The 11616-nt window shown below is 65.5% G+C and carries 14 protein-coding genes and 1 pseudogene; 12 read left to right on the plus strand and 3 right to left on the minus strand.

Annotation, left to right across the window (positions count from 1 at the left end):
* Positions 1-17: 17 nt before the first annotated feature.
* Together B3D39_RS15735 and B3D39_RS15740 are read right to left on the minus strand one after the other, a co-directional pair.
* Positions 18-758, minus strand: coding sequence for a sulfite exporter TauE/SafE family protein (locus tag B3D39_RS15735; protein WP_274963141.1), 741 nt, complete (start codon positions 756-758; stop codon positions 18-20).
* 4 nt (positions 759-762) lie between these two features.
* Positions 763-1428 carry a TetR/AcrR family transcriptional regulator gene (locus tag B3D39_RS15740; RefSeq protein WP_274963142.1) on the minus strand — a complete coding sequence of 222 codons (666 nt, stop codon included), beginning with the start codon at positions 1426-1428 and terminating at the stop codon, positions 763-765.
* Positions 1429-1492: 64 nt separating this feature from the next.
* On the opposite strand from B3D39_RS15740, the gene B3D39_RS15745 reads away from it, so the two are divergent.
* The 7 genes from B3D39_RS15745 to B3D39_RS15775 all read left to right on the plus strand — a co-directional run bounded on the left by B3D39_RS15745 (position 1493) and on the right by B3D39_RS15775 (position 7261).
* Complete coding sequence (locus B3D39_RS15745) at positions 1493-2812, plus strand: flavin-containing monooxygenase (RefSeq protein ID WP_274963143.1); 1320 nt, start codon at positions 1493-1495, stop codon at positions 2810-2812.
* A complete protein-coding gene (locus tag B3D39_RS15750) occupies positions 2809-3711 on the plus strand; it encodes a bile acid:sodium symporter family protein (protein WP_274963144.1) in 903 nt (300 codons plus the stop codon). The genes B3D39_RS15745 and B3D39_RS15750 overlap by 4 nt, the downstream gene beginning before the upstream one ends.
* Complete coding sequence (locus B3D39_RS15755) at positions 3708-4646, plus strand: SDR family oxidoreductase (protein WP_274963145.1); 939 nt, start codon at positions 3708-3710, stop codon at positions 4644-4646. Before B3D39_RS15750 ends, B3D39_RS15755 begins: the two co-directional genes overlap by 4 nt.
* Positions 4643-5413 carry an SDR family NAD(P)-dependent oxidoreductase gene (locus B3D39_RS15760; RefSeq protein WP_274963146.1) on the plus strand — a complete coding sequence of 257 codons (771 nt, stop codon included), beginning with the start codon at positions 4643-4645 and terminating at the stop codon, positions 5411-5413. Before B3D39_RS15755 ends, B3D39_RS15760 begins: the two co-directional genes overlap by 4 nt.
* A 251-nt stretch (positions 5414-5664) precedes the next feature.
* The gene (locus tag B3D39_RS15765) at positions 5665-5955 is read left to right on the plus strand and encodes an ArsR/SmtB family transcription factor (RefSeq protein WP_274963147.1); all 291 of its coding nucleotides are present in this window, start codon (positions 5665-5667) and stop codon (positions 5953-5955) included.
* Positions 5952-7013, plus strand: coding sequence for a permease (locus B3D39_RS15770; RefSeq protein ID WP_414718016.1), 1062 nt, complete (start codon positions 5952-5954; stop codon positions 7011-7013). The genes B3D39_RS15765 and B3D39_RS15770 overlap by 4 nt, the downstream gene beginning before the upstream one ends.
* Positions 7014-7024: 11 nt before the next feature.
* Entirely contained in the window at positions 7025-7261 is a 237-nt protein-coding gene (locus B3D39_RS15775) for a thioredoxin family protein (protein WP_078546966.1), read from the plus strand.
* Positions 7262-7334: 73 nt separating this feature from the next.
* Here the strand turns inward: B3D39_RS15775 and B3D39_RS15780 are convergent, their stop codons facing one another.
* On the minus strand, positions 7335-8225 hold the full coding sequence (locus tag B3D39_RS15780) for an aldo/keto reductase (protein ID WP_274963148.1): 891 nt from the start codon (positions 8223-8225) through the stop codon (positions 7335-7337).
* Positions 8226-8812: 587 nt separating this feature from the next.
* On the opposite strand from B3D39_RS15780, the gene B3D39_RS15785 reads away from it, so the two are divergent.
* From B3D39_RS15785 to B3D39_RS15805, 5 genes and pseudogenes are all read left to right on the plus strand, one after another.
* Complete coding sequence (locus B3D39_RS15785; RefSeq protein ID WP_274963149.1) at positions 8813-9328, plus strand: DUF2946 family protein; 516 nt, start codon at positions 8813-8815, stop codon at positions 9326-9328.
* 111 nt (positions 9329-9439) lie between these two features.
* Positions 9440-10054 (plus strand): nitrous oxide reductase accessory protein NosL, encoded by a 615-nt coding sequence (locus B3D39_RS15790; protein ID WP_274963150.1) that lies wholly within the window; start codon positions 9440-9442, stop codon positions 10052-10054.
* Positions 10055-10119: 65 nt separating this feature from the next.
* On the plus strand, positions 10120-10704 hold the full coding sequence (locus B3D39_RS15795) for a nitrous oxide reductase accessory protein NosL (RefSeq protein ID WP_274963151.1): 585 nt from the start codon (positions 10120-10122) through the stop codon (positions 10702-10704).
* Entirely contained in the window at positions 10704-11027 is a 324-nt protein-coding gene (locus tag B3D39_RS15800; RefSeq protein ID WP_274963152.1) for a hypothetical protein, read from the plus strand. The genes B3D39_RS15795 and B3D39_RS15800 overlap by 1 nt, the downstream gene beginning before the upstream one ends.
* A pseudogene (locus B3D39_RS15805) lies at positions 11024-11616 on the plus strand (ABC transporter permease); the annotation flags it as partial. The gene B3D39_RS15800 and the pseudogene B3D39_RS15805, both read left to right, overlap by 4 nt.

The raw sequence follows: 11616 nt of genomic DNA on the forward strand, positions 1-11616 counted from the left end.
GGCGCTCGCTCCCGGCCCTAGAGATAGACCGACAGCCCCCGCCAGCCTGCCAGCACCGCCGAAATTGCCATGACCACGATGGCGAGAGAGCGATACTGCGTATTGTCAAGCCGCGCGAAGGCCGCGGTCCCCGCCCATGTCCCCAGCGCAAGCGCAGGCACCGAGACCAGCGTCAGCCAGAGCGCATCGCCATTCACAGCACCCGCCCAGATCAGCCCCGGCGTGGCCAGCAGCGAGGCCACGAAGAAGAACAACAACAACGAGGCCCGCGTCTGCACCGCCGTGGTGCCCGCGCCCAGATAATAGGCCACCGCAGGCGGGCCGGGCATCGCGGCCAGTCCGGAAAATGCGCCCGAGGCGACGCCCGCCAGCAGCGCGAGCCCACCATGGGGATGCGGGCGCGCAGGCTTGTAGCGCAACAGCAGCGCCAGCCCCGCCAGCACGGCGAGCGCGATCATCACCCGCGCGGCATCGGCGCTGACGGCAGTGAGCGCGAAAATCCCCACCGGCGTGCCCACAATCGCGCCCAGCGACAGCCGCGCGAGCGAGGGTTTGTGCACATGCCCGTGCAGGGTGAAAAGATCGCGGCACCCGACCACGACCTGCAGCAGCACCGCCAGCGTCACCGCCTCGACCGGCGGCACCATCAGCGAGACGATCGGCACCGCGGCCAGCGCGAAACCGAACCCCGCGATGCCGCGCAGGAAGGCGGAGAAGAACACGGCGGTGATGACCAGCAGGGTCGTTACGCTCAGCATCCGGTCACGTCTCGGCCTGTGCGATCCGCGCCGCACAGCCTGCCGCGCAGAAGGCGACCAGCCCCTCGACCGAGGCTTTCGCATCGGACTGCGAGGCCAGCGCCGCGATCCGCCATTCCGAGGTCAGGAAGGCCAGAAGGGCTGCGACCGAATAGACGAACCCTTCGGCCACGACCGCCCGGCTGACCTTGGGATGCAGCGCGCAGATCTCGTCCATGAAGCGCTGCGCGGTCGGGTCGAACAGATCGGTCGAGATATCCGCCCAGGCCGGATCGGCCGAGACCATCGCCACAAGCCGCGCATAGGCCAGCCACTGCGGATCGCTGCCCGCCGCCTTCGCCAGATAGGGCCGGAAGAAACAGCCGAGGATCGCCGTCAGATCGAGCGCCCCCTGCCCCTTCGCCTCCGCCAGAGCCTCGAGACGCAGACGCGCCAGCTCTTCGGCGCGCCGCTCCACCACTTCGCGAAACAGCGCCTCTTTCGAGCCCCCGTGATGGTTCACCAGACCCAGCGGCACCTCGGCCAGCGCGGCGATGTCGCGCACCTTCGCGCCTTCGAATCCGTCCCGCGCAAACACCGTTTCCGCCGCATCGAGAATCCGTGAACGACTCGCGAGAGAGCGCTTCGACGGCGCCCTAAGCCTTTGTTTCTCGGTCGTCTTTTTCGTCATCAGATCGGGGCTTGCTTATTTTGAACAATGGTTCAATTTAAGAATGTCTGGGAGGAGACGCAACATGACAAATACGAGGGGCACGTTCGCCCTGATCGGCGCGGGCCCGATGGGTCTGGCCGCGGCCAAGGTGCTGGGCGAACAGGGGGTAGACTATCAGGGGTTCGAGCTGCACAGCGATGTGGGCGGGCTCTGGGATATCGAGGGCGCGCATTCGACGATGTATGAAAGCGCGCATCTGATTTCCTCGAAACGGATGACGGAATTCACCGATTTCCCGATGCGCGAGGAGGTGGCGGAATATCCCAGCCACCGCGAGATGGCGCAGTATTTCCGCGATTTCGCCGATCATTTCGACATTCGCCGCCATTACCGCTTCAATGCGGAGGTGACGAAACTTGAACCGCTGGGCGGCGATGGCGAGGGCTGGCGGGTCAGCTGGCGCGATGGCGAGGGCGAGCATTCGGAGATCTATGCGGGCGTTCTGATCGCCAATGGCACGCTTTCCGAGCCGAACATGCCGGACTTCCCGGGCCAGTTCGACGGCGAGCTGATCCATTCCTCGGCCTATCGCGATCCCTCGCAATTCACCGGCAAGCGCGTGCTCGTCGTGGGTGCGGGCAATTCGGGCTGCGACATCGCGGTGGACGCGATCCATCACGGCAAAAGCTGCGATCTGTCGATGCGGCGCGGCTATTACTTCGTGCCGAAATATGTCTTCGGCAAACCCGCCGACACGCTGGGCGGGGCGATCAAGCTGCCGATGTGGCTCAAGCGCAAGATCGACGGCGCGCTGTTGAAATGGTTCGTGGGCGATCCGCAGAAATACGGGTTTCCCAAGCCCGATTACAAACTCTACGAAAGCCATCCGATCGTGAACTCGCTGGTGCTGTTCCACGCGGGCCACGGCGATCTGAAAGTGCGCCCGGATATCGAACGGCTCGACGGCAAAACGGTGCATTTCAAGGATGGCTCTCAGGCGGATTACGACATGATCCTCGCGGCCACCGGCTACAAGCTGCATTACCCGTTCATCGCGCCCGAGCTGCTGAACTGGCAAGGCGATGCGCCGCATCTGTACCTGAACGCGATGCATCCCAAACGCGATGACCTCTTCGTGCTGGGAATGCTGGAGGCGAGCGGCCTTGGCTGGCAGGGCCGTCACGAGCAGGCCGAGATGGTGGCGCGCTACATTCGCGGGTTGCGCGACGGCTCGGAGGCCGCGAAGCGCCTGCAGGCGAAGAAAGCCGAAGGGTTCGAGCGTGCGACCGGCGGCATGGCCTATCTCAAGCTCGCGCGGATGGCCTATTACGTGGACAAGGCGACCTATCGCAAGGCGGTCACAGGCTGGATCAAGGCGCTCGGCGGGAAGGCCCCGGCATGACGGGGCTCGACGCGGTTCGGCTCAATTTCAGCCCCGGCGCCCTGCATCTGCTCAACGCGATCCTCGGCATCGTCATGTTCTCGGTCGCGATCGACCTCTCCCCACGCGATTTCCGCCCGCTGGTGCGCAGGCCCTGGGCGCTGATCGTCGGGTTCACGTCGCAATTTCTGGTGCTGCCCGCGCTCACCTTCGGGCTGGTGCTGGCGCTGCAGCCCAGCCCGTCGATCGCACTGGGGCTGATCCTCGTGGCGGCCTGCCCGGGCGGGAATGTCTCGAACTTCTTCACCCATCGGGCGGGTGGGAACACGGCGCTCTCGGTCTCGCTGACCGCCTTCGCCACGGTGGCGGCAATCGTGCTGACGCCGCTCAATATCGCCTTCTGGGGCAGCCTGTACGCCCCGACGCGGGCGCTGCTGCACGAGACCCATATCGACCCGGTAAGCGTGGCGATCACCGTCGGTGTCATGCTGCTCTTACCGCTGATCGCCGGGATTGCGCTGAACCATTACCGCTATGACCTCACGACGCGCATTCGCGATCCGCTGAAATGGATCTCGATGGCGATTTTCGTGGCGTTCGTGGCGCTCTCGCTCAGTGCCAACTGGCAATATTTCGTGCAATTCGTCGGGCTGATCGCGGGGATGGTCGTGATGCACAACGCGCTGGCCTTCGCGGGCGGCTATGGCACCGCGACGCTGGCGCGGCTGTCGCCCTTCGACCGGCGCGCGATCACCATCGAGACGGGCATCCAGAATTCAGGTCTCGGCCTCGTGCTGATCTTCGCCTTCTTCGGCGGCTTGGGCGGCATGGCAATCGTCGCGGCTTTCTGGGGCATCTGGCACATCATCGCGGGCTTCGCGATCTCGACCATCATGAGACGAAAGGAGGCCGCACGATGACCCGAATCCTGATTACCGGAGCGGGCGGCATGATCGGCCGCGTACTCACCGCCGAACTGTCTGAGAGCGGCCACGAGGTCATCGCGACCGATCTGGCTTGCCCCGACACCCTGCCCGAAGCCGTGCGTTTCGTGGCGATGGATGTGACCACCGACGCCCCCGCCAAGGTCATCGCGCGCGAACGGCCGGAGGTGATCGTGCATCTCGCCTCCATCGTGACCCCCGGCCCCGGCATGGGGCGCGAGCTCGCCTATAAGGTCGATGTGGAGGGCACGCGGAAGGTGCTGGAGGCGGCACTTGCGGTCGGGGTTCGGCGGCTCGTCGTGACCTCCTCGGGCGCGGCCTATGGCTATCACGCCGACAACCCCGTGCCGCTGCGCGAGAGCGACCCTGTGCGCGGCAGTCCCGAGTTCGCCTATGCCGATCACAAGCGGCAGGTCGAGGAGATGCTGGCCGAGGCGCGCGACACCCACCCTGCCCTCGAGCAGGTCGTGCTGCGGGTGGGTACGGTTCTGGGCAAGGGCACCGACAACCAGATCACCGCGCTTTTCCGCAAGCCGCGCCTGCTCGCGCTGAGAGGCTGCGAGAGCCCCTTCGTCTTCATCTGGACCCGCGATCTCGCGCGCATCCTGATCCGCGCGGCAACCGATGGACCGCCGGGCATCTTCAATGTGGCGGGCGATGGCGCGCTCGGCGTCAGCGATCTGGCGCGGCGTCTGCGCAAACCGGTGCGCCGCCTGCCCGCGCTTGGCATCAAGGCGGCGCTCGCCATCGCCCATCCGCTTGGGCTGAGCCGCTACGGGCCAGAGCAGGTGCGCTTCCTGCAATACCGCCCCGTTCTGGCCAACGACGCGTTGAAAGAGGTGTTCGGCTACACGCCCGAGCTGACCAGCGCGGAAGTCTTCGATCTTTGGGCGCTCGAGGCCGGGCTATGAGCACGCGGGTCGCGGTGATCTCGGGCGGTGCCGGGGGGCTTGGGCAGGCGCTCTCGGCGGGGCTGCGCGCCGAGGGCTGGCAGGTCGTTCTGCTCGATCGGGATATTTCGGGCCTTACCGCCGCGCCGAACGAAGAGGTGATCGCCTGCGATCTGACCGACGCGGATCAGCTTGCCAGCGCCTGCAAAGACATCCTGACGCGTTACCCCCGGATCGATCTGGTGATCTACAATGCAGGTGTCACCCAGATCGGGCCGTTCTCCGAGCTGACCGAGGCCGCGCATCGCAAGGTCTTCGAGATTAACTATTTCGCGGCGACCGCGATGGCGCGGCAGTTCCTCGAACCCGTGCGGGAAAGCCACGGCACGCATCTGGCGATTTCCTCGGTCGCGGGGTTCTCGCCGCTTTACCACCGCACGGCCTATGCAGCGTCGAAACATGCGTTGGAAGGGTTCTTCAAATCGTTGCGTTCGGAGGAGGCCCCTCACGGCGTGCGCGTGCAGATCGCGGCACCCTCCTTCGTGGCGACCAATATCGACAGGGCCGAGCGGCAATCGGACGGCATCGCGCGCCCCGGTGCGGCTGCGGACGGGGTGGATTACATGACGCCCGAGGCTGCCGCACGGGTGATCCTCGCCGGACTGAAGCGCGGCCGCCCGATGATCCCGGTGGGCCGCGTCGCGCGGCTCGCGTGGTGGATCAACCGCGCCTCGCCCCGGCTGTTCCAGCGGCTTATGGAGCGCAACATCGCGAAGGGCCAATCCTGAGGCCGAACACAGTGACCTTTCGCTAGAGATCGAGAAAAATCGCGCCCGACTTGATCGAGCGCATTGAAGCGACGCACCCCCTCAGCGCTAATCTAGCCCCGGTCCTGTGAAGGTCGGAGGCCCGTGATGCGCTCACTCTCTTCGATAGATTCCCGCACCCCGGTGGATGGGGGCGACCGAATGCTCCACCTCGGGCGCGTTGACTCCATTTGCGCGAATGCGCATATGCGAATGTAGAAATGGAGGCACCGATGATCGTGACTGTTCTTTCCGCGCTTGCCGAACCCACCCGGCTGGGGGCGATGCAGCTTTTGCATGACGGGGGCGAGCATTGCGCCTGCGAATTGATGGCGCGTCTCGATGCCACCCAGTCGCGCATGTCGCGCCATATGGGCGTGCTGAAAGCCGCCGGGCTGGTGGTCGACCGGCGCGATGCGCAATGGGTCCGGTATCGGGTGAACCCCGACCTCTCCCCGGAAATCCAGCAAATCCTGAGCGCGGTCATGAAAGCCAGCGCCAAGACGGAAAGGAGCGCGGCATGAGTGTGACGCAGCATGAAACGCCGCATGGCGGGATGCCCGGCTGGGCGTGGAGCGTGGTCGTCGCGGCAGGCCTCGTCGCGTGGTGGGTGGTTTACCACCAGCTCCCGGCCCTCTCCGAATGGATCGTCTCGCTGCTGCCAGTCGCCCGCGACACCCATACCGGCGAGGCGCTGGCCTTCTTCTTCTACGACGTGCCGAAAGTGATGATGCTGCTGACGCTGATCGTCTTCGCGATGGGGGTCGTGCGCAGCTTCTTCAGCCCCGAAAAGACCCGCGCGCTTCTCTCGGGCAAGCGCGAGGGCGTCGGCAACGTGATGGCGGCGGGCTTGGGCGTCTTGACCCCGTTCTGCTCCTGCTCGGCGGTGCCGCTCTTCATCGGCTTTGTCTCCGCGGGCATCCCGCTGGGCGTCACCTTCTCTTTCCTGATCGCCGCCCCGATGGTCAACGAAGTGGCGCTGATCCTGCTGGTCGGCCTCGTCGGCTGGTCCGTGGCGCTGGTCTATCTTGGCTTCGGCCTCGCTATCGCGATCGTCGCGGGCTGGGTAATCGGCAGGCTCCATGTCGAGGGCTGGCTGCAGGATTGGGTGCGCGACATCCATTCCGGCGCAACCACGCCGGGCGCGGTCGAGAGCGATGATCTGAGCATGACCGACCGCTATCGTCTGGGACTCGAGGCCGTGCGCGAGATCTTCGCCAAGGTCTGGATCTGGATCATCGTCGGGATCGCCATGGGCGCGCTGATCCACGGCTATGTGCCGCAGGATCTGATGGTGCGGATCATGGGCTCGGGCACGTGGTGGTCGGTGCCGGCCGCGGTGCTGATGGGCGTGCCGATGTACACCAACGCCGCCGGCGTCATCCCGATCGTCGAGGCGCTTCTGGGCAAGGGCGCGGCGCTCGGCACGGTTCTGGCCTTCATGATGTCGGTGATCGCGCTGTCCATGCCCGAGATGATCATCCTGCGACAGGTCCTCAAACTGCGCCTGATCGCTGTGTTCATCGGGGTCGTCGCCAGCGGCATCCTCGCCGTCGGCTTCCTGTTCAACGCATTGTTCTAAGGAGAAAAGAGATGAAGGACGTCAAGGTTTACGGCCCCGGCTGCAAGCGCTGCGAAAAGACCGAGGAGATGGTCAAGGAAGCGGCCGCCAAGCTCGGCATCGAGGTCTCGGTCGAGAAGGTGACCGACCCCCGCGCAATCGCCATGGCTGGCGTGATGTCGACCCCCGGCGTCTCGGTCGACGGGAAGCTGGTCCACACGGGCGGCCTGCCGGATAGCGGTAAGCTCGAGGGCTGGCTGTCGGCCTGAACGCCCCCTTATCCGCCCCGAAAAAGAAGACCCCGCGCCGGGTGGCGCGGGATGAACTAGCGGGCGGCGTTTCTCATGGGACCGGCTGACCGAGCCCGGCCTCGTAGAGGCGGAACCACGTCTCCCTGTCGATCTGAACCTTGAGCGCATCGGAAAGCTTCGCGATCCGCTCGAGGTTATTGGTCCCCATCACCGGGATGATCCGCGCCGGATGGGCGAGCAGGAAAGCCGTCGCGACAGCCGCGCGATCGACACCCTGCGTCTGCGCGATCTCATCGAGAACGCTCTGCACCCGACCCTCGCCGGTCATCAGCGCGCCGCCACCCAGCGGCGACCATGCCATCACGGGCTGCGCCTGACGCTGGTGGAAGGCCAGATCGCCGTTGGTGAAGGGCTGCAGACAGCCAAGGCTGATCTCGATCTGGTTGGTCACGAGCGGCGTCTTCATCCCCGATTGCAGCAACTCCCAGTCCCACGGGCGGAAGTTAGACACGCCAACCGCACGCACCTTGCCCGAGGCCACGAGATCGTCGAGCACAGCCCCCGTCTCGTTATGATCCATCAGCGGATCGGGGCGATGGATCAGCAACAGGTCGATCCGGTCGGTGGCCAGCTCCTTCAGCGAAGCCTCGACCGAAGCTTCGATATGCGCGCGCGAGGTGTCGTAATGCTTCACCTTGCGATGCGCATGACGGCCCGCCGCGACGATGATGTCGCATTTCGTGACGATCTCCATCTGATCGCGCAGCGACGGATCCTCGCGCATCGCCGCGCCGAATACCCCCTCCGCCGTATAGCCACCGTAGATGTCGGCATGGTCGAACGTGGTGATCCCCTGCTCCAGACAGGCGTCGATCTTGGCGCGCACATGGGCGGGCGAGGTGTCAGCATCGTCGGCCAGTCGCCACATGCCATAGACGATCCGGCTGAGTGCCACGTCGGAGGTGAGGTCGATCTTTTCCATTAGCGGCGTTTCCCTTCTGCGAGCGGTGTTGCAAGCGGCCCCATAGATTTCGGGCAGCGAGACCGTGTCGATATGCGGATAGCCCTACAAGATGAAGGCGCGAATGCACATCTCGCGGAATTCCTCGAGCTTCGAGAGCACCTGCCGACCGAGCCCACCAGCGCCGCGCCGCAATCCGAACGCGCGCGCGCCCCACCCCGGTCCAAAGGTTCGGCGCGACATAACCGCTCTCATCCGCACTGCAGTCATGCGCCTCTCGCTCGCGGCTGCTCTTCGACTTAACTTAGATAAGCAACCTGCTTGATAGCGCACCGGCCTGCCGATCTATCATCAGGTTTCCGAATTGCTGTGTCGAGATATCGCAGCGGAACCCGAAGGGCCCGGTGCAGCGCTCGATCGAGACCGGCGAGGCAGTGCACTTCCCCGCGCAGCCTTGGCGTCGCGTGGCCTGAAGGCTCAGGGGTCAGGCCGGACCATGGCCCGACCGCCTGCGCTCTGAGCGCGCGACACTGCGACGCTGAGTCACCCCTCAAGCGTTTGACGCGGATCAATTCTCGGCTCACCCTCATGTGATACGAGCTTGAGTGATGACCCGACCCCAACGCGCCTCCAGAGCCTTTGACGGCAAGATCGACCGCGGCCCGCGCCTGCACGCGCCGCGCTTCGCTGGATTGCGCCGCGCGCAATCGGCGCTGCTGACCGCGCTCGTTGCGATCCTGCTGCAGGTCGTCCTGCTGACCGATCATCTGGGCGCGGCCGCCATCGCCGCCACCGGCCGGACCGCGCCCGGCGCGCAGATGGGGCTGCTGCAGGTCTGTACCGGCGAGGGCATCGTCTACATGACCCCGCAGGGCGAAACGGTCGCCGCGCCGGATGGGGCCGCGCCCCTGCCCGGCCAGACCGCGCCCACGGGTCAAGTCCACAGCCAATGCGCAGTCTGCGGCTCGGCCTCGGTCTGCGCGTTTGAAGCCCCCGACACCATTGTCACCCCGGCCCGTCTCGACCGCGAGATCGTCCCGCTCCACGCGTCCCTTGAGCGGGTCTCTCTCCCGGTGCAGACCGCGCCCCGTTTCCGGCACGCCCGCGCCCCTCCTGTCGTCTGAGTGCGTCCCTGCACGTCTATCCGGACGTGCCTTTTTCCAAACCAGACACATGGCTCGCGACTGCGCCCGTCTCTCGATGGCGGTGCGTTGCGATATGACAGGATGATCCCAATGAAACGACGCGACTTTCTTCTGACCTCTTCGACCGGCCTCGCGCTGGTGGCCTCCGGCGCCGCTGCCGAGGATATGAAACCGATGGACGGCATGCCGATGTCGCCGATGGACTGGACCGACCAGAACGGGCTGACCCGTTTTCTCAAGACCGACACCGCGCCGCTCGAGAACGAGTTCGAGAAATACCCCCGCTGCCCCTATTGCGGCATGATGCGGCAGATGTTCAGCCAGACGCGCCACCTGATCGTCTATGACAACGACACGGTCGACGGCACCTGCTCGCTGCATTGCGCGGCGATCAGCCTCGCGCTGAACATGGATGCGGGTCCGAAGACGATCTATGCGGGCGATGCGGGGGCCACGGCCAAGGTCAAGCCGCTCGCGGTGGTCGACGACATGACCTACGTGATCGACGCGAAAAAGCCCGGCACGATGACCGGCACGTCGAAATACGCCTATGCCGATCCGGCCAAGGCGGATGCGGCGGCCAAGGACGGGGGCAAGCTGGCGAGCTTCGACGAGGCGCTGGTCATGGCCTATGCCGATATGGCGCGCGACACGATCAACATTCGCAAACGCCGCGCCGAGCGCCGCGCCCGCGCCGGTCAGTGATCGCCTCTAGGCGGGGCCCGCGCGGCCCCGTCCTTTCCGACCTATATTCAAGGAGTTGCAAGACGATGTGCAACCATCCCTGCCATCACGGGGGCCCGCCCGCACGCCCCCTGTCGCGCGCCCTGTCGCGCCCGACGCGGCGCCAGATGCTCAAACGCGCGGCGGGCCTCGCCGCTGCCCTCTCGCTCGGCCCGGGGCTGAGTGCTGCGCACGCCGATGCGCCCACGCTCGACCTGCCCCCGCCCGGCCCCGACGACACCTGCCCGCTCTGCGGCATGTTCGTCTACAAATACCCCGAATGGATCACCACGGTGCTCTACGCGGATGGCTATGCCGATCATTTCGACGGCGCCAAGGACTACTTCAAATACATGTTCGACATGGAGAAATACGCCCTTGGCCGCAAAGCCGACCAGATCGCCGGCATGGGCGTGACCGAGTATTACGGGCTCAAGCTGATCGACGCACGCGAGGCGCTTTATGTCGTCGGCTCGGACGTTCTGGGCCCGATGGGCCACGAGCTGGTGCCGCTGATGAACGCGGTCGATGCGCAGGACTTCATGCGCGACCATAAGGGCCAGAAGCTGTTGCGCCATGACGAGGTCACGCCGGAGCTGATCGACGCGCTCGATCAGGGCGGCCCGTTCTGATGCGGCGCTCAACCTATGTTTTCGCGGGGCTCGGCGCCCTGACGCTGCTGCTGGCGGTGGAGCTTTACTACCCCGTCTTCGCGCGTCCCCATCGTGATGGGCGTCTGCTCGAAGAGCGCAGATTGGTCGCGCGGCTGGGGCTGACCGATCCGGCGCTGTTTACCGAGGCGCGCTACACCCGGAACCCGAGCCTCGCCGATCTGAACACGCCGTTTCAGGACCACCCGGGCAGCTTCGACCACTTCCCCTCCGGCACCTTCGTGCCGCCCCCCGCCACGCCCGGCAAGGGCTGGCTCCTCTTCCAACCCGAGGCCGCGAAATGACCCCATTCCTGCGCCGCCAGCGCGCGCTGGCCGATTTCACTCTCGCCGCTCTCGCCCGCCGCAAAGGCAAGAATATTGCCCTGATCGCGGTCTATTCCGTTGTGGTCTTCGTGCTCGCCTCGGCGATGTTCTTCGCCGCCAGCCTGCGGTTCGAGACCACGACCGTGCTCGAAGGCGCGCCCGAGATCACCGTGCAGAAGATCACGCTGGGCCGTCAGGATCTGATCGAAGGATCGGTCGCCGACGAGATCGCGGCGATCCGCGGTGTGACCGAGGCCCATCCCCGGCTCTGGGGCTATTATTACGACCGGATCAACGGCGCGAATTACACCGTCATGGTGCCCGACGATCCCGAGATGATGCCCGACCCCGGTCAGATCGCGATTGGCGAGGGCATCCCCCGCGCACGCGGCCTCGAATGGGCGGGCGCGCCGGTTTTCCTGTCGCGCTATGAGGGCGATCTGAAGAAATTCGACGTCGCCAAGACCTTCAGCCGCGACTCCGCGCTGATGACCTCGGATCTGATGCTGATGAACGAGGCCGATTTCCGCGACTTCTTCGACATTCCCGAAGGCCGCTACACCGATGT

The sequence above is a fragment of the Thioclava sp. UBA3469 genome (assembly GCF_002378135.1).
GTDB classification, from domain to species: Bacteria; Pseudomonadota; Alphaproteobacteria; order Rhodobacterales; family Rhodobacteraceae; genus Thioclava; species Thioclava sediminum.

Coding starts and splice junctions, on each gene's coding strand:
- B3D39_RS15785 (WP_274963149.1), top strand. CDS start 8,813: ATGACCCGACCCCAACGCGCCTCCAGAGCCTTTGACGGCAAGATCGAC.
- B3D39_RS15745 (WP_274963143.1), top strand. CDS start 1,493: ATGACAAATACGAGGGGCACGTTCGCCCTGATCGGCGCGGGCCCGATG.
- B3D39_RS15780 (WP_274963148.1), bottom strand. CDS start 8,225: ATGGAAAAGATCGACCTCACCTCCGACGTGGCACTCAGCCGGATCGTC.
- B3D39_RS15760 (WP_274963146.1), top strand. CDS start 4,643: ATGAGCACGCGGGTCGCGGTGATCTCGGGCGGTGCCGGGGGGCTTGGG.
- B3D39_RS15790 (WP_274963150.1), top strand. CDS start 9,440: ATGAAACGACGCGACTTTCTTCTGACCTCTTCGACCGGCCTCGCGCTG.
- B3D39_RS15740 (WP_274963142.1), bottom strand. CDS start 1,428: ATGACGAAAAAGACGACCGAGAAACAAAGGCTTAGGGCGCCGTCGAAG.
- B3D39_RS15735 (WP_274963141.1), bottom strand. CDS start 758: ATGCTGAGCGTAACGACCCTGCTGGTCATCACCGCCGTGTTCTTCTCC.
- B3D39_RS15770 (WP_414718016.1), top strand. CDS start 5,952: ATGAGTGTGACGCAGCATGAAACGCCGCATGGCGGGATGCCCGGCTGG.
- B3D39_RS15775 (WP_078546966.1), top strand. CDS start 7,025: ATGAAGGACGTCAAGGTTTACGGCCCCGGCTGCAAGCGCTGCGAAAAG.
- B3D39_RS15795 (WP_274963151.1), top strand. CDS start 10,120: ATGTGCAACCATCCCTGCCATCACGGGGGCCCGCCCGCACGCCCCCTG.
- B3D39_RS15765 (WP_274963147.1), top strand. CDS start 5,665: ATGATCGTGACTGTTCTTTCCGCGCTTGCCGAACCCACCCGGCTGGGG.
- B3D39_RS15750 (WP_274963144.1), top strand. CDS start 2,809: ATGACGGGGCTCGACGCGGTTCGGCTCAATTTCAGCCCCGGCGCCCTG.
- B3D39_RS15755 (WP_274963145.1), top strand. CDS start 3,708: ATGACCCGAATCCTGATTACCGGAGCGGGCGGCATGATCGGCCGCGTA.
- B3D39_RS15800 (WP_274963152.1), top strand. CDS start 10,704: ATGCGGCGCTCAACCTATGTTTTCGCGGGGCTCGGCGCCCTGACGCTG.